The sequence below is a fragment of the Streptomyces sp. NPDC096079 genome (assembly GCF_040303145.1).
In the GTDB taxonomy this organism is placed as follows: domain Bacteria; phylum Actinomycetota; class Actinomycetes; order Streptomycetales; family Streptomycetaceae; genus Streptomyces.
This window is the reverse complement of sequence record NZ_JBEOST010000002.1, coordinates 155,769-173,499: the sequence shown is the minus strand read 5'-3', so window position 1 is coordinate 173,499 and position 17,731 is coordinate 155,769. Positions and strand designations below refer to the sequence as shown.

15 protein-coding genes are annotated in these 17,731 nt (G+C 73.5%); 11 read left to right on the top strand and 4 right to left on the bottom strand.

Features of this window, described 5'->3' with window-relative positions; all coding sequences use genetic code 11:
- Positions 1–11 precede the first annotated feature (11 nt).
- Complete coding sequence (locus ABTY59_RS04800; protein WP_352017464.1) at positions 12–962, top strand: cation diffusion facilitator family transporter; 951 nt, start codon at positions 12–14, stop codon at positions 960–962.
- Here the strand turns inward: ABTY59_RS04800 and ABTY59_RS04795 are convergent, their stop codons facing one another.
- The 3 genes from ABTY59_RS04795 to ABTY59_RS04785 form a co-directional block, all read right to left on the bottom strand.
- Positions 963–1,739: a phosphatase gene (locus ABTY59_RS04795; RefSeq protein WP_352017463.1), complete on the bottom strand. Its 777-nt coding sequence runs from the start codon at positions 1,737–1,739 to the stop codon at positions 963–965.
- A gap of 257 nt (positions 1,740–1,996) precedes the next feature.
- The gene (locus ABTY59_RS04790) at positions 1,997–3,244 is read right to left on the bottom strand and encodes an AfsR/SARP family transcriptional regulator (RefSeq protein ID WP_352017462.1); all 1,248 of its coding nucleotides are present in this window, start codon (positions 3,242–3,244) and stop codon (positions 1,997–1,999) included.
- A 1,061-nt stretch (positions 3,245–4,305) separates the two neighbouring features.
- On the bottom strand, positions 4,306–4,707 hold the full coding sequence (locus tag ABTY59_RS04785) for a MarR family winged helix-turn-helix transcriptional regulator (protein ID WP_352017461.1): 402 nt from the start codon (positions 4,705–4,707) through the stop codon (positions 4,306–4,308).
- A gap of 142 nt (positions 4,708–4,849) precedes the next feature.
- Here ABTY59_RS04785 and ABTY59_RS04780 point away from each other — a divergent pair, with 142 nt between their 5' ends.
- The 6 genes from ABTY59_RS04780 to ABTY59_RS04755 all read left to right on the top strand — a co-directional run bounded on the left by ABTY59_RS04780 (position 4,850) and on the right by ABTY59_RS04755 (position 11,339).
- Positions 4,850–6,307, top strand: coding sequence for an MFS transporter (locus ABTY59_RS04780; protein ID WP_352017460.1), 1,458 nt, complete (start codon positions 4,850–4,852; stop codon positions 6,305–6,307).
- Positions 6,308–6,756: 449 nt separating this feature from the next.
- Positions 6,757–7,077, top strand: a complete 321-nt coding sequence (locus ABTY59_RS04775) for a hypothetical protein (protein WP_352017459.1) — start codon at positions 6,757–6,759, stop codon at positions 7,075–7,077.
- Positions 7,078–7,132: 55 nt separating this feature from the next.
- Positions 7,133–8,344 carry an acyl-CoA dehydrogenase family protein gene (locus ABTY59_RS04770; RefSeq protein ID WP_352017458.1) on the top strand — a complete coding sequence of 404 codons (1,212 nt, stop codon included), beginning with the start codon at positions 7,133–7,135 and terminating at the stop codon, positions 8,342–8,344.
- Entirely contained in the window at positions 8,341–9,228 is an 888-nt protein-coding gene (locus ABTY59_RS04765) for a hypothetical protein (protein WP_352017457.1), read from the top strand. Before ABTY59_RS04770 ends, ABTY59_RS04765 begins: the two co-directional genes overlap by 4 nt.
- Positions 9,225–10,199, top strand: coding sequence for a HesA/MoeB/ThiF family protein (locus ABTY59_RS04760; RefSeq protein WP_352017456.1), 975 nt, complete (start codon positions 9,225–9,227; stop codon positions 10,197–10,199). The genes ABTY59_RS04765 and ABTY59_RS04760 overlap by 4 nt, the downstream gene beginning before the upstream one ends.
- A 96-nt stretch (positions 10,200–10,295) precedes the next feature.
- On the top strand, positions 10,296–11,339 hold the full coding sequence (locus ABTY59_RS04755) for a TauD/TfdA family dioxygenase (RefSeq protein ID WP_352017455.1): 1,044 nt from the start codon (positions 10,296–10,298) through the stop codon (positions 11,337–11,339).
- 50 nt (positions 11,340–11,389) lie between these two features.
- On the opposite strand, the gene ABTY59_RS04750 is transcribed toward ABTY59_RS04755, so the two are convergent.
- Positions 11,390–11,989: an SACE_7040 family transcriptional regulator gene (locus ABTY59_RS04750; RefSeq protein ID WP_352017454.1), complete on the bottom strand. Its 600-nt coding sequence runs from the start codon at positions 11,987–11,989 to the stop codon at positions 11,390–11,392.
- 87 nt (positions 11,990–12,076) lie between these two features.
- Between ABTY59_RS04750 and ABTY59_RS04745 the strand changes: the two genes are divergently transcribed.
- The 4 genes from ABTY59_RS04745 to ABTY59_RS04730 are packed head-to-tail and all read left to right on the top strand — an operon-like array spanning position 12,077 to position 17,728.
- Positions 12,077–13,684: a carboxyl transferase domain-containing protein gene (locus ABTY59_RS04745; RefSeq protein WP_352017453.1), complete on the top strand. Its 1,608-nt coding sequence runs from the start codon at positions 12,077–12,079 to the stop codon at positions 13,682–13,684.
- Positions 13,685–13,707: 23 nt separating this feature from the next.
- Positions 13,708–15,633 carry an acetyl/propionyl/methylcrotonyl-CoA carboxylase subunit alpha gene (locus tag ABTY59_RS04740; RefSeq protein WP_352017452.1) on the top strand — a complete coding sequence of 642 codons (1,926 nt, stop codon included), beginning with the start codon at positions 13,708–13,710 and terminating at the stop codon, positions 15,631–15,633.
- Positions 15,630–16,559, top strand: a complete 930-nt coding sequence (locus tag ABTY59_RS04735; RefSeq protein WP_352017451.1) for a hydroxymethylglutaryl-CoA lyase — start codon at positions 15,630–15,632, stop codon at positions 16,557–16,559. Before ABTY59_RS04740 ends, ABTY59_RS04735 begins: the two co-directional genes overlap by 4 nt.
- Positions 16,560–16,567: 8 nt before the next feature.
- Positions 16,568–17,728: an acyl-CoA dehydrogenase family protein gene (locus tag ABTY59_RS04730; protein WP_352017450.1), complete on the top strand. Its 1,161-nt coding sequence runs from the start codon at positions 16,568–16,570 to the stop codon at positions 17,726–17,728.
- The last annotated feature ends 3 nt before the right edge of the window (positions 17,729–17,731 follow it).

Below are 17,731 nucleotides of genomic sequence, written 5' to 3'. Positions count from 1 at the left end.
ACGTCCGGCACATGGCGCAGAACGGCGAAAGCACCTTCACCGTGATCGTGGCGGCGGCGGCGAACCTCGGGATCGCCGCCGCCAAGGTCGTCGCGGGCCTCGTCAGCGGCTCCAGCGCGATGCTGTCCGAGGCCGCGCACTCGGTCGCCGACACCGTCACCGAGGGGATGCTGCTCACCGCCCTCAAGCGGAGCGAGAAGCCGGCCGACGAGGACCACCCCGTCGGCTACGCGGGCGAGCGCTACGTCTGGGCACTGCTGGCCGCGGTCGCCACCTTCGTCGGCGGCGCCGTCTTCTCCGTCTACGACGGCATCCACACCCTCACCCACGGCGAGGAGCTCGGCGACCCGACGCTCTCGTACGTCGTCCTCGGCATCGCCTTCGTCCTGGAGGGCTACTCGCTGCGGACGGGGGTGCGGCAGGTCAAGGCGGAGGCGGAACGGATGAAGGCCCCCTTCGCGCACTACCTGCGGCTCACCGCCGACACCACCGTCAAGGCCGTCGTCATGGAGGACGCCGCCGCCCTCGCCGGTCTCATGCTCGCGGCGGGCGGCGTGCTCGGCGGCCAGATCACCGGCTCCGGCGTCTGGGACGGCGTCGCCTCGATCCTCATCGGCGCGCTGCTCGTGTACGTGGCCTGGGTGCTCGGCCGCTCCAACGCCGAGCTCCTCGTCGGGCGCCCGGCCCCGCGCCCCATGCGGGACGGCATCCGCGAGGAGCTCCTCTCCGTCCCGCACATCATCGGCGTCCTCGACCTGATCACCCTGATCCAGGGGCCCGGGGAGATCCTCGTCGCGGCGAAGATCGACTTCCGGGACGTGGCGTCGGCGGAGCAGGTGGAATGGGCGTGCGAGGACGCGGAGTCGCAGCTCCGCGAACGCTTCCCGGCGATCCGCCGCGTGTACCTGGACCCGACACCGGGGGTCGCCCAGCGCGAGGCCGGGCCGCCCACGCCGTCCTGATCAGGCCGGCAGGCCCGCCGCGTTCAGCGTGTACGCCGTCATCGGCTCGTAGAAGCGCGGGTCCAGGACGTGGTCGTCCAGGGGGATCGTGACCTGCATCGTGCCCTCCGCCTCGCCGATGAAGAGTGCGGGGTCGTTGCAGTCGGCGTAGCCCACGGAGTCCACGCCCCGCTGGCCCGCCCGCCCGGCCCAGCCGTGGTCCGCGATCACCAGGTCCGGCCGGCCGTCCTCGCCGAGCGCGTCGAGGATCGCGTTCATCGGCTCCGGGGAGTGGGTGTGCCACAGGCTCGCCCCGCGCTCGAAGACGGCGACGTCGGCGAACTGCACGACGTACCCCTCGTCGGCGACCAGCCCGCCGGGGATCTTCACGATGTCGCAGCCCTGGGCGCGCAGCGCGGCGGCGATCCGGCTGTGGACGTCGATGAGCGCGCCCGGGTGCCCGGTCGCGAAGAGGACCCGCTCCTTGCCGGCGGCCGCCTTGCGCAGGCGGGCGGCCATCCGGTCGAGGCCGTCGACGGTCAGTTCGGGGTCGATGGTGTCCTGGCCGGCCCGGTGCGCCGGGTCGTCGATCACGCCGCACCGCTCGGCCATGACGGCGAGGACGTCCTGCTCGTCGGTCCAGCGGTCGCCGAGTTCGAGGCCGAGCCAGTAGTGCCGGTCGCCGTTGGCGAGCTTGCGGTAGTGGGAGAGGTTGTTGTCGCGCGGGGTGGCGACGTCTCCCGCGATCCGGGTGCGGACGAGGTGCTCGACGAGGGCGGGGCGACTGAGTATCGGCATGGGGCTCATTCTGCCGGGCGGCGGCCCCCGGCGTCCCGGGTGATCGAACAGCGGGACGCCGGGGGCGGGGCCGGGCGGGACTTTCCGGTCACAGCGGGGGTGTTTCGAAAGTCCTGTGCGGTGCCCGCGGTGTCCGGTGCGTGCCCTCGCCGTGCCGGACGAAGGCCCTCGTAGCGGAGCTACTCGGGTCTTTGGCCGGTGCGGCGAGGGGGCGTGCCGGGCGCCGCGGGTGCTGTGCGGGACTTCCGAAACACCCCCTAGACGGTGATCGTGGTGAACCGGGGGACGGCCTTGTCCCAGCCGGGCCACAGCCCCTCGGATCCGGTACGGGCGGTGAGGACGATGAGCAGCGGGGTGCGGCCGGCCTCCACGACGATGTCCCCGACGCACTCGGGCACGAGCTGCCCGGCCTGGTGGAGGCGCTCGGCGACGGCCACCATGGGCCGCTCGGGAGTGGCGCGGCGCAGCGCGGCCCGCAGGTCCTGCGCGAGGTCGGCGCCGTCGGGGCCCGACCGGACGTGCCAGACGGTGGCCCGGTCGTCCTGCTGGAGGCCGTTCATCAGCCGGGCGACGAGGTCGGCCTGCCGTTCCTCGGCGTCGCCGGTGAGGGCGACGACGTGGGGGCGGTTCTGCCGGCGGACCAGGTCGAGGAGGGCGTGCAGCACGTCGAGTTCGGGGGCGGCGGAGGGCCGGGGCGCGGTGCCGCGCGGGTCGGGGGTCTCGTCCGGGGCGTGGGTGGGGTCCTGCCGGACGATGCCGCTGTGGAGGTCCTGGAGCTCGCGGCTGGGGGCGGCGCCGTAGTCCTCCCGCAGCCGGTGCTGGAGCCGTTCGTAGGCGCGCAGGGCCTCGTCGCGGCGGCCGGCGCGGTAGAGCGCGGTCATCAGGAGCCCCTGGGTGCGTTCCCGCGAGGGGTTGGCGGCGGCGACGCCCTCCAGCCGCTGGAGGACCTCGTGCGGTCGCCCCTTGGCGAGTTCGGTCTCGCAGTACTCCTCCAGGGCGTGCAGCCAGGCCCCTTCGGCGGCGGCCGTCTGGGGCCAGTCGGCACCGGCGTCGGCGAGTTCCTCCAGGACGCGGCCGCGCCACAGCCCGAGCGCTCCGCGCAGGAGGCGGGCGGCCTCCTCCGCGTCTCCGGCGGCGAGTGCGTCGCGCCCCTTGTCGGCGAGGAGGCGGAAGCGCGTCAGGTCGAGGTTCTCCGGCGCGGTCTTGAGCATGTAGCCGGAGCCCTGGCTGGTCAGGGAGGCGATGTGCTCGGGGACGCCGCCGCGGGCGAGCACGCCGCGGAGGGCGGAGATCGCGTTCTGGAGGATCTTGCGGGCGGTGGCGGGCGGGCGGCCGTCCGGCCAGAGGACGTCCATCAGGTCGGCGGTGGGCACGACGTGGTTGGCGTTCAGGAGGAGCAGGGCGAGCACGAGCCGCTGGTTCATGCCCTTGAGCGGCAGCCGGCCGTCGGCCGTCACGATCTCCAGCGGGCCGAGCAGACGGAAGAAGACGCCGCGTTCCGTCATGACGGGCGGCCGCGGGTGGGGCACGCGCGCGGGGCCGCCGGGTGCGCGCGTCACCGGGGCGGCGGGAGCGTGGGTGCGGGCCCGGCCGGCCGGGGCGGCGGGATTCGGTCGTGGGACGGACTGGCTCAGCAAGATGTTCCCCCGTGTCAGGCGCTCCGCTGGTCGGGAGCGTGTGGCACCGGAGGCGGTTCCGGTGCCGGTCGGTCCACCGGGGGGCCGTCGCGCCAGGGCACCGGCGCGCGGTGCCCCGCCGGGGTCCGTGCGCGAAACACGGACCCCGACGTCCCCCCGGACTGTCGCCCTTCCGGGCACTCGATCATGGTCGTGAGCGGTGGCCCCGGGCGGGTGACGCCTGGAGGCTACCAGCGAGTACGTGTCCGAAAAGTGCCCCCGTACGACTCTCTGTCAGGTCGTTGGTCTGGACCGGTCAAGTCGACCCGGCCGGTCGGGCGGTTCACCGTCTCGGCAGCTCAGAGCATCCGAGCCGGGCCGCCGGAGGCCGTGGGCGCGGCCCCGGCAAGCCGCCAGGACCCTCGGCCGCGCGAGCCGGCCGGGTGGCGCGGACCGGGTCATGGCCGCCGCCGACGGCCGGGAACCCTCGTCCGGACCGCCCCTCGGACACGGCCCGCCCGCGGGACGCCGCCACGGGTCGCACGGGGCGAGGCCACACCGGCCGGCGCGGTGCGCGCCGACTGGGGCGGATCGCACCGGCCGGAAGCGGGTCGCACCGACCGACAGCGACTCGCGCGTCAGCCCACGCGGCCGGCACCAGCCGACGGAGGGTCGCACCAGCCCGCACGGGTCGCACCAGCCGCCGTCGAACTCGCGCCGGGCCGCGCGGCTCGCACCCGGCAGCCCGGCCCGGGTCCCGTCAGACGGCCCGGGTCCCGTCAAGCGGTGCGGGCCGCGCGGGTCGGTACCGGCCGCATCGGTCGGTGCGGACCGCGTCAAGCGGTGCGGGCCGCGTAGGTCGGTGCGGACCCCGTCAGCCGGTGCGGGCCCCGTCGGTCGGTGCGGACCCCGCCAGTCGGTGCGGGCCCCGTCGGTCCGCGCGGGTCGCGTCAGGCCGCGCCCAGTACTCCGCGTACCTCCGGGCTGGCCTCGGAGAGTTCGCGCAGCAGTTCCTCCATGGTGACGGTCGACCGGTCGAAGAGCGCCCTGCCGGACGCGGTGAGCCGGACGTCGAAGCCGCGCTTGTCGTTGGCACAGGGGCGGCGCTCGGCGTACCCCGCGTTCACCATCTGCGCGAGCAGGCGGGAGACCTGGGGCTGGCTCCGGGCGGCGCGGGCGCTGAGCTCGCCGGCCCGGATCCAGTCGCCTTCCCGCGCCATGACGTCCATGATCTCGAAGGCGCTGGTGCAGAGGCCGTACTCGTCGGAGAGCCGGCGTTCCGCCGCCTGGACGATCTGCGCGCCGGCGCGGATCACGGCCATCCATCGGTCGGTCAGAGCTGTATCCGTCACCTCTCCGATACTAGGTTCCGTTCCCTCCCTTGTCTATGCGTGCGCATGAATGTAGTGTGCCGATCACTTCGATGCATTCGCATGGATCGGACTCCCGATCGCACCCCGCACACCTCTCGCCCTTCTTGAGCAAGGAGACCCGGTGACCGAGCAGACGCTGGCACCCCCGACCGAGCACGCGCCCGAGGCGCCGGACGCGCCGGCCAAGGCCCCCTGGACCACCCTCGTCGTGGTCGGCGTCGCCCAGCTGATGGTGATGCTCGACTCGACGGTCGTGAACGTGGCCCTCCCCTCCATCGGAGGGGACCTGCCCGCGGACCGGACCGGCCTCCAGTGGACGATCAGCGCCTACGTCCTGATGTTCGGCAGCCTGCTCCTCTTCGGCGGCCGCGTCTCGGACGTCTTCGGCAGGCGGCGCACCTTCCTCACCGGCCTCGGCCTCTTCGCCGTCGCCTCCGCGCTCTGCGGCATGGCGGGCAACCAGGAGCTCCTCGTCGCCGGACGCGCCGCGCAGGGCGTCGGCGCCGCGCTGCTCTCCGCGGCCGCCCTCTCGATCATCCTGGAGGTCTACCAGGTCGAGGAGCAGCGCAAGATCGCGCTGACCGCCTGGAGCGGCCTCGGCGTCATCGGCGCCACGATCGGCGTGGTGCTCGGCGGGCTGATCGTCACCGCCGTCAACTGGCGCTGGGCCTTCCTGATCAACCTCCCCATCAGCGTCGCGGCCCTCGTCGGCGCGCTGCGCAGCATGCCGGCGCTCCGCACGGCCTCGGGCCGCCGGCTCCGGTTCCCCTCGGCCGTCGTGTCCACGGCCGGACTCGCCGCCCTGTCCTTCGGCCTGATCCGCCTCCACGAGGGCTTCGGCGACACCGTCGCCTGGGTCAGCCTGGGCGCCGCCGTGGTCCTGCTGACCCTGGTGACCTTCATGGAGCTGGGTCAGGACGACCCGCTGCTCCCGCTGCACCTGCTGCGCAAGCCGACGTACTGGCTGTCCAGCATCGGCCTGCTCCTGGTCGCCAGCGTGATGATCAGCAGCTCCTTCCTGGCCAGCATGTACTTCCAGCAGGTCCACGGCATGAGCGCCTTCACCACCGGCCTCTCCCTGCTGCCCATGGGTCTCGCCGCCCTCGTCGTCGCCATGGTCGCCCCGGCGCTCGCCGGCGCGCTGGGTCTCGGCGGCATGTACGCGGTCGGCGCCGCGCTCCAGCTCGTCGGCACGGGCGTCCTCGCCACCGGCACCGACTCGGTGTGGGTGACGGTCGTCGCCCTTGCGGTCATCGGCGCGGGCCTCCCGGCCTGCTTCGTCCCGCTGTTCGGCATCGGCACCTCGCACGTCAAGGTGGAGGAGTCCGGCGTCGGTTCGGGCCTGCTGAACACCTTCAACGAGAGCGGCGCCGCCCTGGGCATCGCGGTGATCGGCACCATCCTCGCGACCACCGTGGACGGGCGCCTGAAGGACGGCGCCTCGGCGGCCGACGCCACCACCTCCGGCGTCTCGCACGGCTTCCTGGCCCTCGCGGTGTGCGCCGCGGTCGCGATCGTCATCGCGCTCGCGCTGCGTCATCTGACCCGCGGCGAGCAGCAGGCCGCCGCGCAGTCCTGACGCGGCTCCACCCCACCCGGGCGCCCACCGGCGCCCTCCGTCCCACCCGAGTACCACAGCACCCCGTCTTCACCCCCGAACGTGGGCTTGCGGCTCCCCCGGCCGCAAGCCCACTCGGCGTTTCCGGGGGTTACCGCAAGTACCGCGACCTGGGCCAACTCGGCCTGATGGACGCCTGGTTACCGCCGCCTGGAAGACCGGTTCCCGTGCCGTGGAACCTCGCTTTACATCTTGGACAGCGCCTTCTACTCATCGGTAACGTCGAACTCGTCCGAGGGGGCGGCGCCGGGAGAAGCCCGCGCCCCTTCCCTTCGGCCCGACGCGGAACGGCTCGCCGCACACCCGGTCCCCTCCGCGTCCGGCCCCCGTTTTCCCCCAGGCCCCGCCGCACGCCCGGCGACCGCCGCAGCCCCACCTCACTCCGCCCTCGAAGAGCGAAGGAATTCCGCATGGCCATCTCGCCCGAAGAGATCTCCCGCACCGTGTCCGAGGCCGCCCGGTCCTCCGCCGCCTGGCAGGCCGCGGGAGCCACCGTCCGCTTCGTGATCTCCGAGCCGGACGCCGAGTTCACCCTCGACCCGAGCGGCGCCGTCACCGAGGCCGAGCCCACCCACGTCCTCGGCATCAGCCACGCCGACCTGCTGGACCTCGCCGCCGGCCGCCGCACCTTCCTGCGGACCGTGACCGCCCGCCGCGTCACCGCCCGCGGCCCCGTCATGCAGACCTTCGCCCTCGGCCAGGCCCTGACGACCTTCTCCCTCGCGGGCTAGTCCTCCGGATCCCCGCACCGCCCCGGGCCCCGCACCCCTCAGACAAGGAATCACCATGACGTACGCGCACAACCCGGCCGACCACCCGCTGCTCGACGCCTTCGAGTCCGACATCCTGCGCCAGGTCACCGCCTTCGCCCGCGAGGAGGTCGCCCCCGGCGCCGCCGAGCGCGACCGGATCGAGAAGGGCCAGGTCGACTGGGACACCGTCCGCAAGGGCCACGCCCTCGGCCTGCTCCGCATGGCCATCCCGCGCGACTTCGGCGGCCTGGGCCTGAGCCAGCTCGGCATCGCCCTCACCCTGGAGGAGCTGGCCGCCGCCGACCCCGGCATGGCGCTGGTCTTCGGGGCCACGGGGCTCTTCCAGACCCCGCTGCTCATCTGCGAGAAGCCGGAGCTCCAGGAGAAGTACCTGCCGAAGTTCCTCGGCCCGGAGCCCGTCGTCGCCTGCAACGCCGTCGCCGAGGAGCGCAACGGCACCGACCTGGTGCTGCCCCAGCAGGCCCCGTACGCCCAGGACATGACCGTCGCCCGCCGCTCCGGCAGCGAGTACCTGCTCACCGGCACCAAGCGCTACATCACCAACGCCCCGATCGCCACCTACGCCACGGTCATGGCGAACCTGGAGGACTCCCCCGGCTCCACCGGCCTCACCTGCTTCGTCACCGACCTGGAGCAGGACGGCGTCACCCGCGGCGAGATCCACGACAAGGTCGGCTACCGCACCGCCCCCGCGGGCGAGCTGATCCTCGACAACGCGCGCGTGCCCGAGGAGAACGTCCTCGGCGACGAGCGCGGCGGCTGGGACCTCAACGTCGCCATCGGCAACCTCACCCGCGTCACCTGCGCCGCCGTCGCCACCGGCATCGCCCGCCACGCGCTCGACCGCGCCGTCGCCTGGGCGGGCACCCGCCGCCAGGGCGGCAAGCTCCTCTTCGAGCACCAGATGTCCGCCCGCAAGCTGGCCGACATGGCCGCCCGCGTCTCCGCCTCCCGCGCCCTCTACCTGGACGCGGTCCTCAAGGCCGACAACGTCATCCCCACCCCGGCCTACGAGCCGGCCGTCGCCAAGATGGTCGCCGACCGCGCCGCCATCGACAACGCCGACGCCGCCATGTCCCTCATCGGCGCCGCCGCCTTCCAGCGCGAGGACGGCATGGACCGCGTGCTCCGCGACGCCTACGGCCCCCGCATCTACGAGGGCAGCCCCGAGGCCCTCGCGCTGGTCGTCACCGGCGAGCTGTTCGGCGTCCCGGAGGTCCGGTGACCACCGCCCCGGCCGCGCCCGCCGCGCTGACCGAGTACCGGGTCCGGGTGCTGCACGAGACCCGGGCGATCGTCCTGCCCGACCTGGAGTCCCACGTCGAGGGCGAGCCGGTCTTCCGCGCCGCCAGCCCGGAGGGCCTCCTCACCCTCACCGTCCGCGGCGCGCAGCTGCCCGCCCCGTACCTCGCGGACGTCTACCGCTTCCGCCTCGCCCAGTACCTCCAGCGGGGCTGGGTCAACGAGGAGGCGGCCGCCGCCCGCGACCTCGACGCCGAGCCGTACGACGCGTCCGCCCTCGACGACCAGCACACCCTGGTCGTCGAGGAGGAGACCGGCCGGCTGCGCGGATACGGCACCCTGGCCGGCTCCCGCGGCCCGGCGGGCACCCGCCTCGGCGATCCGGACCACCGCCCCTTCGTCGTCGAGCGCGACTACGAGCTCCGGCTCGCCGACCACCTCGGCGCCGACACCCCCGCCGCCCACGTGTGGGAGGGCAAGCGCCTGGTCCGCGACTACGCCATGGACCGCTCCCAGGCCGGCGTCTCCGTCCCCTGGTGGGTCTACCGGGGCTGGGCGGAGGGCTGCGTCCGGGCCCTCGCCGCGGAGGGCGCCGCCATCGTCGGCGACGGCAAGCCCGGCGTCGCCATCCAGCAGCTGGGCCTGCTCGGCTTCGAGGCGCGCATGCTCGACGTGCCGGCGCACCCCTCGGACCCCGCGGACCTCTTCGCGCCGATGTGGGACCAGCAGCAGCGCTCGTACCCCTTCGTCCTCACCGACGGGGACCGGCTCCGCCCCACCCTCGCCCACCTCGACGCGATCCTCGCGTCCGGTGAGCCGGGCTCGGTCGGCGCCCGGCTCACCGCCTTCCGGGAGACCCGCTCATGAACGCCACACCGCCCGACGTCGGCACCCCCACCGAGGCCCGCGAACTGGCCGAGGAGGAGTTCTACGCCTCGCTGACCCAGCGCAACCGCGGCCTCGTCCCCGCCGACCTCCAGGAGCGCATCCGCCACGCTCCGCTGCTCGTCGCCGGCTGCGGCTCCATCGGCGGCGCCACCGTCCAGCCGCTCGGCCGCATGGGCTACCGCGACTTCGTCCTCGCGGACGTCGGCACCTACGAGCTGAACAACCTCAACCGGCAGCACGCCACCGTCGACGACCTGGGCCGCAACAAGGCCGAGGTGGGCGCCGACGCGCTGCGCGCCATCAACCCGCACGTCCGGGCCGAGGTGGTGCCCGAGGGCATCACCCCGGAGAACGTCCGGGAGCTGGTCCGCCGCGCCGAGGTGATCGTCGACGGCGTCGACGTCACCACGCCGTCGGGGCTGCGCGCCAAGGTCGCCCTCCACCAGGAGGCCTGCCGCCAGCGCAAGCCGCTCGTCACCGGCTGGGACATGGCGGGCATGCTCGCCGCCCAGTGCTTCGACTACCGGCTGGTCCGGCGGATCTTCGACGGCCAGCTGCTCGCCGAGGACGCCGAACGGCTCGGCACCTGGGAGGTCATCTTCCGGATCGCGCCGCGCGGCCACATCCCCGGCGAGATGTACCGGGAGCTGCGCCGCGGTCTCGGCCGGCCCGACTACAGCGTGCCGCAGCTGACCGAGGCGGCCACCCAGTTCGGCTCGCTCGCCGTGCACATGGTCAACCAGCTGGTGGCCGGCGAGGACGTGCCGCGCACGGTCGCCGTCGACGTCCACCACATCGCCCTGACGCCCGGCCGCCGGGCCGTCAACCGGGTCAGCCGCCATTGGGAGAAGGCCCGCTTCCTGCGGACGCTGCCGCCCGAGCAGGCATGGCGGGGCTTCGCGCCGGCGGCCGTCTACCGGGCCGCCCGCCGCACCGGTCAGGCCGCCTGACCGTCCCGCTCGCGGGGCCGTCGGGCCACCCGGCCCTCCCGCTCGCGGGGCCCGTTCGGAGAAGGACCGAGAAGGACGCAGAGAAGGAAAGGACGCATGAGTAAAGAATTCGCGTACGCCGACGCGCGCGCGACCGGCATCGTGCTGAGCGAGACCGAGGCGGCGATCGTCGAGGCGGCCGCCCACCGGATCGCCGCCGAGTACGCCGGTCACTCCCTCCACGGCACCGACCTGCTGCACGCCGTGGAGCTCGCCGCCGCCGCCCTGCCCGCGCACGTCCGCCGCGCCCTCATCTCCTTCCGCGACCGGGGGAACGAGAGCGGCACCCTGCTGCTGCGCGGGCTGCCCGTCGGCGAGCTGCCCGCCACCCCCCACCGGGTCGAGGACGAACCCTCCTGGGCCGAGGTCCCGGTGGCCACGATCGCGCAGCTCATGGTGATGTCCGTGCTGGGCCGCTCGATCTCCTACAGCGACGAGAAGAACGGCGACCTCGTCCAGGACGTCAGCCCCAAGCGCGGCGCCGAGACCCGCCAGGAGAACAGCGGCTCCATCCTCCTGGAGCTGCACACCGAGGACGGCTTCCACCCGGCGGCCCCGCACTTCCTGAGCCTGATCTGCCTGCGCGGCGACCGGGACGGGACGGCCGCCACCGTGACCGGCGGGATCGGGGACGTGCTGCCGTCCCTCGACCCGGCGACGGTCGAGGCGCTGCGCCGGCCCGAGTTCCGGACCCGGTTCTCCAGCTCCTTCGTGCACGACACCGACGAGGAGGTGCTGACCCCGCCGATGCCGGTCCTCTCGGGACCGGTGGACGACCCGGACCTGCGGGTCGACTTCCACGGCACGGTCGGCGTCACCCGCGCGGCCCGCGACGCCCTGGCCGCGCTGGAGTCGGCGATGCTCGACGCGCTGCGCGGGATCGTGCTGCGGCCCGGCGAGCTGATCATCCTCGACAACCGTCGGACCGTGCACGGCCGCACCGGTTTCACCCCGCGGTACGACGGCGAGGACCGCTGGCTGCGGCGCTCCTTCGCCGTGACCGACCTGCGGCCGGTGCTCGGCGACCTCGGCGAGGGCCGCAGTCACAACCCGGTGACCGCCCCCGCCCCGGCGCCCGGCCGGACGCTCACGGCGGTCTGAGTCCCCGATGTCCGGGCCCGCGCACCCGCGCGGGCCCGGGCATCGGCGGTTCAGGCCGCGAGCGCGCCGAGGGCGCCGTGGGCCAGGTTCCTGAGCAGGCGCTCCATCTCGGCGCGGCCCAGCGGGGCGCCGAGGTGCGGGGTCGAGTTGAGCAGGCCGAAGACGGCGTGGACGGCGGCGCGGGCCTCGGACTCGGCCGCCGCCGGGTACAGCTCGCGCACGACCGTCACCCACAGTTCGACGTACTGCCGCTGGAGCTGGCGGACCCGCTTGCGGTCCTCGTCCTTGAGCCGGTCGAGCTCCCGGTCGTGGAGGGTGATCAGCGGCCGGTCGTCGAGGGCGAAGTCGATGTGGCCGTCGATGAGGGAGCCGAGGAGGACGTCCGGGTCCCCGGCGGCCTCGGCCACGCGCAGGCGCCCCCCGGACAGCAGCCGCTCGCTGATGCCGACGAGCAGCTCCGCGAGCATGGCGTCCTTGCCCGGGAAGTGGCGGTAGAGACCGGGGCCGCTGATGCCGACCGCCGCTCCTATCTCGTCCACGCCCACGCCGTGGAAGCCGCGCTCGGCGAAGAGGCGGGCGGCCTCCTTGAGGATCTGCTCGCGGCGGGTCGGCGCGTCCATCCGGGTCGGGGTCGTGGGGGTCGTGGTCATGGATTCGATTCTAGACAACCCGGTTAGCGGTCGTTAACCTGGGCGGCATACGTTAACGCTCATTAACCGAGCAAGGGAGCTCGAGGGATGCAGCAGGCACCTGTGCTGACGAGCGCGGCGGATCCCGCGTCCGCGGCCTGGCAGGCCAACGAGGCGGCCCACCACGAGCTGGCGGCGACGCTGCGCGCCAAGCTCGCGGCGGCCGCCCTGGGCGGCGGTGAGAAGTCCAGGGCCCGGCACACCGCGCGCGGCAAGCTGCTGCCGCGGGACCGGGTGGACACGCTCCTCGACCCGGGCTCGCCGTTCCTGGAGCTGGCCCCGCTCGCGGCGAACGGCATGTACGGCGACCAGGCCCCGGCGGCCGGCGTCATCGCGGGCATCGGCCGGGTCAGCGGGCGCGAGTGCGTGATCGTCGCCAACGACGCGACCGTCAAGGGCGGCACGTACTACCCGATGACGGTGAAGAAGCACCTCAGGGCGCAGGAGGTGGCGCTGGAGAATCGTCTCCCCTGCCTCTACCTGGTCGACTCCGGCGGTGCCTTCCTGCCGATGCAGGACGAGGTCTTCCCCGACCGGGAGCACTTCGGCCGGATCTTCTACAACCAGGCCCGGATGTCCGGCGCGGGCATCCCGCAGATCGCGGCGGTCATGGGCTCGTGCACGGCGGGCGGCGCGTACGTCCCGGCGATGAGCGACGAGGCCGTGATCGTCCGGAACCAGGGCACGATCTTCCTCGGCGGGCCGCCGCTGGTGAAGGCGGCGACCGGCGAGGTCGTCACGGCCGAGGAGCTGGGCGGCGGCGAGGTCCACTCCCGGATCTCCGGCGTCACCGACCATCTGGCGGAGGACGACGCGCACGCCCTGCGGATCGTCCGGAACATCGTGGCGACCCTCCCCGAGCGGGGCCCGCTGCCCTGGTCCGTCGAGCCGGCCGAGGAGCCGAAGGCCGACCCGTACGGGCTGTACGGCGCGGTGCCGGTGGACTCCCGCACCCCGTACGACGTGCGCGAGGTGATCGCCCGGGTCGTGGACGGCTCCCGCTTCCAGGAGTTCAAGTCCGAGTACGGGCAGACGCTCGTCACGGGTTTCGCCCGGATCCACGGCCACCCGGTCGGCATCGTCGCCAACAACGGCATCCTGTTCGCCGAGTCCGCCCAGAAGGGCGCGCACTTCATCGAGCTGTGCGACCAGCGCGGCATCCCGCTCGTCTTCCTGCAGAACATCACCGGCTTCATGGTCGGCAAGGCGTACGAGCACGGCGGCATCGCCAAGCACGGCGCCAAGATGGTGACGGCGGTCGCCACGACCCGCGTCCCGAAGCTGACGGTCGTCGTCGGCGGTTCCTACGGCGCGGGCAACTACTCCATGTGCGGCCGGGCGTACTCGCCCCGCTTCCTGTGGATGTGGCCCAACGCCAAGATCTCCGTCATGGGCGGCGAGCAGGCCGCGTCCGTGCTCGCGACCGTCAAGCGCGACCAGCTCGGCGACGACTGGAGCGCCGAGGACGAGGAGGCCTTCAAGGCCCCGATCCGCGAGCAGTACGAGACCCAGGGCAGCGCCTACTACGCGACGGCCCGGCTGTGGGACGACGGGGTCATCGACCCGATGGAGACCCGGCAGGTCCTCGGCCTCGCCCTGACCGCCTGTGCCAACGCGCCCCTGGGTGACCCCCAGTTCGGCGTCTTCCGGATGTGAGGGGTCCCCAGGAGATGCAGAACATGTTCGACACAGTGCTCGTCGCCAACCGGGGCGAGATCGCGGTCCGCGTCATCCGCACCCTGCGGCAGCTCGGGGTGCGCTCGGTGGCCGTCTACAGCGACGCGGACGCCGACGCCCGGCACGTGCGGGAGGCGGACACGGCGGTACGGATCGGTCCGCCGCCCGCCGCCGAGTCCTACCTCTCCGTCCCCGCGCTGCTCGAAGCGGCCCGCCGCACCGGCGCGCAGGCCGTCCACCCGGGCTACGGGTTCCTGGCGGAGAACGCCGGGTTCGCGCGGGCGTGCGCCGAGGCGGGGCTCGTCTTCATCGGGCCGTCCGCCGAGGCGATCGCCCTGATGGGCGACAAGATCCGCGCCAAGGAGACGGTGAAGGCCGCCGGCGTCCCGGTCGTCCCGGGCGCGGCCGACCCCGAACTGGAGGCGGCGGCCCGCGAACTGGGCGCCCCCGTCCTGCTGAAGCCCAGCGCGGGCGGCGGCGGCAAGGGCATGCGCCTGGTGCGCGACCTGGCGGTCCTGGACGAGGAGATCGCGGCGGCGCGGCGGGAGGCGAGGGCGTCCTTCGGCGACGACACGCTGCTCGTGGAGCGGTGGATCGACCGGCCCCGGCACATCGAGATCCAGGTCCTGGCGGACACCCACGGGAACGTGGTGCACCTGGGCGAGCGCGAGTGCTCGCTCCAGCGCCGCCACCAGAAGATCATCGAGGAGGCGCCGAGCGTCCTCCTCGACGAGGAGACCCGCGCGGCGATGGGCGCGGCGGCCGTGGAGGCCGCGCGGTCCTGCGGCTACGTCGGCGCGGGCACGGTCGAGTTCATCGTCCCGGGCGGCGACCCCTCCGCGTACTGCTTCATGGAGATGAACACCCGTCTCCAGGTCGAGCACCCCGTGACCGAACTGATCACGGGACTCGACCTGGTGGAGTGGCAGCTGCGGGTCGCCGCCGGTGAGCCGCTGGGCTTCGGCCAGGACGACGTCCGGCTCGACGGCTGGGCGGTCGAGGCCCGGATCTGCGCCGAGGACCCCGCGCGCGGCTTCCTGCCCTCGGGCGGCACGGTGCTCGCGCTGAGCGAGCCCCACGGGGACGGGGTGCGGACGGACTCGGGCCTGGTCGAGGGCAGCGAGGTCTCCTCCCTCTACGACCCGATGCTGTCGAAGGTCATCGTGCACGCGGCGGACCGTCCGACGGCCCTGCGCAAGCTGCGCGCGGCCCTCGCGGACCTGGTCACCCTGGGCGTCCCCACGAACGCGGGCTTCCTGCGGAGCCTGCTGGCCCACCCGGACGTGGTGTCCGGGGCCATGGACACGGGCCTGGTGGAGCGGGACGCCGACAGCCTGGTCCCGCGGGGCGTGCCGGACGAGGTGTACGCGGCGGCGGCGGCCGTACGGCGCGCGGGGCTGGCGCCGGTGCCCCGGGACGGCTGGACCGACCCGTTCGACGTCCCGAGCGGCTGGCGGCTCGGCGGCACCGCGAAGACGCTCGCCTTCCCGTTCCGGGTCCCGGGGCTCGAACCCGTCACGGTCGAGGCGCCGGACGGCGCCCGGGTCACGGACACCGCGGTGACCGTGACCGTCGACGGCGTCACCCACACCTTCCGCCGTGCGGACGGCTGGCTCGGGCGCGACGGCGACTCCTGGCACGTCCTGGACCACGATCCCGTCGAGGCCGCGCTCTCCGGCGCCCGGCACGGCGGGGCCGACACGCTCGCCGCCCCCATGCCCGGGACGGTGACGGTCGTGAAGGTGGCCGTCGGGGACGAGGTCGAGGCCGGGCAGAGCCTGCTCGTGGTCGAGGCGATGAAGATGGAGCACGTCATCTCCGCCCCGCACGCCGGCACCGTCACCGAGCTGGACGTCACCCCCGGCACCACCGTCGCCATGGACCAGATCCTGGCCGTGGTGACGCCTCGCGAGGAGGAGGACGCGTGAGCCTGCCGATGACCGTGAGGGATCCCTCCCTCCCCGCCCGGGTCCGGATCCACGAGGTCGGTGCCCGGGACGGGCTGCAGAACGAGAAGACGGCCGTCCCGACCGACGTGAAGGCCGAGTTCGTGCGGCGGCTCGCCGCCGCGGGGCTGACGACGATCGAGGCGACGAGCTTCGTGCACCCGAAGTGGGTGCCGCAGCTCGCCGACGCGGAGGAGCTGTTCCCGCGCGTCCGTGACCTCCCCGTCCGGCTCCCGGTGCTCGTGCCGAACGAGCGGGGTCTCGACCGGGCCCTCGCCCTCGGGGCCCGCGAGGTCGCCGTGTTCGCCTCGGCGACCGAGTCCTTCGCGAAGGCCAACCTGAACCGGACCGTCGACGAGGCGCTCGCGATGTTCGCGCCGACCGTCACCCGGGCCATAGAGGCCGGCCTGAAGGTGCGCGGCTATCTGTCGATGTGCTTCGGCGACCCCTGGGAGGGCGCCGTCCCGGTCGAGCAGGTCGTCCGGGTCACGAAGGCCCTCGCCGACATGGGGTGCGACGAGCTGAGCCTCGGGGACACCATCGGGGTCGCGACCCCGGGGCACGTCCAGGCCCTCCTGACGGCGCTGAACGAGGGCGGGGTGCCCACCTCCCGTATCGCCGTGCACTTCCACGACACGTACGGGCAGGCCCTGTCCAACACCCTGGCGGCGCTGCGCCACGGGGTGACCACGGTCGACGCCTCCGCCGGCGGCCTCGGCGGCTGCCCCTACGCGAAGAGCGCGACCGGCAATCTCGCCACCGAGGACCTCGTGTGGATGCTCGACGGCCTCGGCATCGAGACCGGGGTCGATCTGGCCGCCCTCACCGCCACGAGCGGGTGGATGGCCGAACAGCTGGGCCGGCCCAGCCCCTCCCGTACCGTCCGCGCCCTCTCCCACAAGGAGTGACGAACACCATGTCCCTCGACCACCGGCTCACCGAAGAGCACGAGGAACTCCGCCGTACCGTCGAGGAGTTCGCCCACGACGTCGTGGCGCCGAAGATCGGCGACTTCTACGAGCGGCACGAGTTCCCGTACGAGATCGTCCGCGAGATGGGCCGCATGGGCCTGTTCGGGCTGCCGTTCCCCGAGGAGTACGGCGGCATGGGCGGCGACTACCTGGCGCTCGGGATCGCCCTGGAGGAGCTGGCCCGGGTCGACTCCTCGGTGGCCATCACCCTGGAGGCGGGCGTCTCCCTCGGCGCGATGCCGGTCTTCCGCTTCGGTACGGAGGAGCAGAAGCGGGAGTGGCTGCCGAAGCTGTGCTCCGGCGAGATGCTCGGTGCCTTCGGGCTGACGGAGCCGGGGGCGGGCAGCGACGCCGGCGGCACCCGCACGACCGCCGTCCGGGACGGCGACGAGTGGGTCATCAACGGCTCGAAGTGCTTCATCACCAACTCCGGTACGGACATCACGGGTCTGGTGACGGTCACGGCGGTCACCGGCCGCAAGCCGGACGGGCGTCCGCTGATCTCCTCGATCATCGTGCCGTCCGGCACCCCGGGCTTCACGGTCGCCGCCCCGTACTCGAAGGTCGGCTGGAACGCCTCGGACACCCGCGAGCTGTCCTTCGACGACGTCCGCGTCCCGGTGGAGAACCTGCTCGGCGAGGAGGGCCGGGGGTACGCGCAGTTCCTGCGGATCCTGGACGAGGGCCGGATCGCGATCGCGGCGCTGGCGACGGGCCTGGCGCAGGGCTGTGTGGACGAGTCGGTGAAGTACGCGAAGGAACGTCACGCCTTCGGCTCGCCGATCAGCACCTACCAGGCCGTCCAGTTCAAGATCGCCGACATGGAGATGAAGGCGCACATGGCACGGATCGGCTGGCGGGACGCGGCCTCGCGGCTGGTGCTCGGCGAGCCGTTCAAGAAGGAGGCGGCGATCGCGAAGCTGTACTCCTCCACGGTGGCGGTGGACAACGCCCGTGAGGCGACGCAGGTCCACGGCGGCTACGGCTTCATGAACGAGTACCCGGTGGCCCGGATGTGGCGCGACTCGAAGATCCTGGAGATCGGCGAGGGCACCAGCGAGGTCCAGCGGATGCTGATCGCCCGGGAGTTGGGCCTTCCGGCCTGACCC

Bases quoted from the DNA above. Each gene is read 5' to 3' on its own strand.
- ABTY59_RS04800 (WP_352017464.1), top strand. From the start codon at position 12: ATGGCGCAGAACGGCGAAAGCACCTTCACCGTGATCGTGGCGGCGGCG.
- ABTY59_RS04795 (WP_352017463.1), bottom strand. From the start codon at position 1,739: ATGCCGATACTCAGTCGCCCCGCCCTCGTCGAGCACCTCGTCCGCACC.
- ABTY59_RS04790 (WP_352017462.1), bottom strand. From the start codon at position 3,244: ATGACGGAACGCGGCGTCTTCTTCCGTCTGCTCGGCCCGCTGGAGATC.
- ABTY59_RS04775 (WP_352017459.1), top strand. From the start codon at position 6,757: ATGGCCATCTCGCCCGAAGAGATCTCCCGCACCGTGTCCGAGGCCGCC.
- ABTY59_RS04770 (WP_352017458.1), top strand. From the start codon at position 7,133: ATGACGTACGCGCACAACCCGGCCGACCACCCGCTGCTCGACGCCTTC.
- ABTY59_RS04760 (WP_352017456.1), top strand. From the start codon at position 9,225: ATGAACGCCACACCGCCCGACGTCGGCACCCCCACCGAGGCCCGCGAA.
- ABTY59_RS04755 (WP_352017455.1), top strand. From the start codon at position 10,296: ATGAGTAAAGAATTCGCGTACGCCGACGCGCGCGCGACCGGCATCGTG.
- ABTY59_RS04750 (WP_352017454.1), bottom strand. From the start codon at position 11,989: ATGACCACGACCCCCACGACCCCGACCCGGATGGACGCGCCGACCCGC.
- ABTY59_RS04745 (WP_352017453.1), top strand. From the start codon at position 12,077: ATGCAGCAGGCACCTGTGCTGACGAGCGCGGCGGATCCCGCGTCCGCG.
- ABTY59_RS04740 (WP_352017452.1), top strand. From the start codon at position 13,708: ATGTTCGACACAGTGCTCGTCGCCAACCGGGGCGAGATCGCGGTCCGC.
- ABTY59_RS04730 (WP_352017450.1), top strand. From the start codon at position 16,568: ATGTCCCTCGACCACCGGCTCACCGAAGAGCACGAGGAACTCCGCCGT.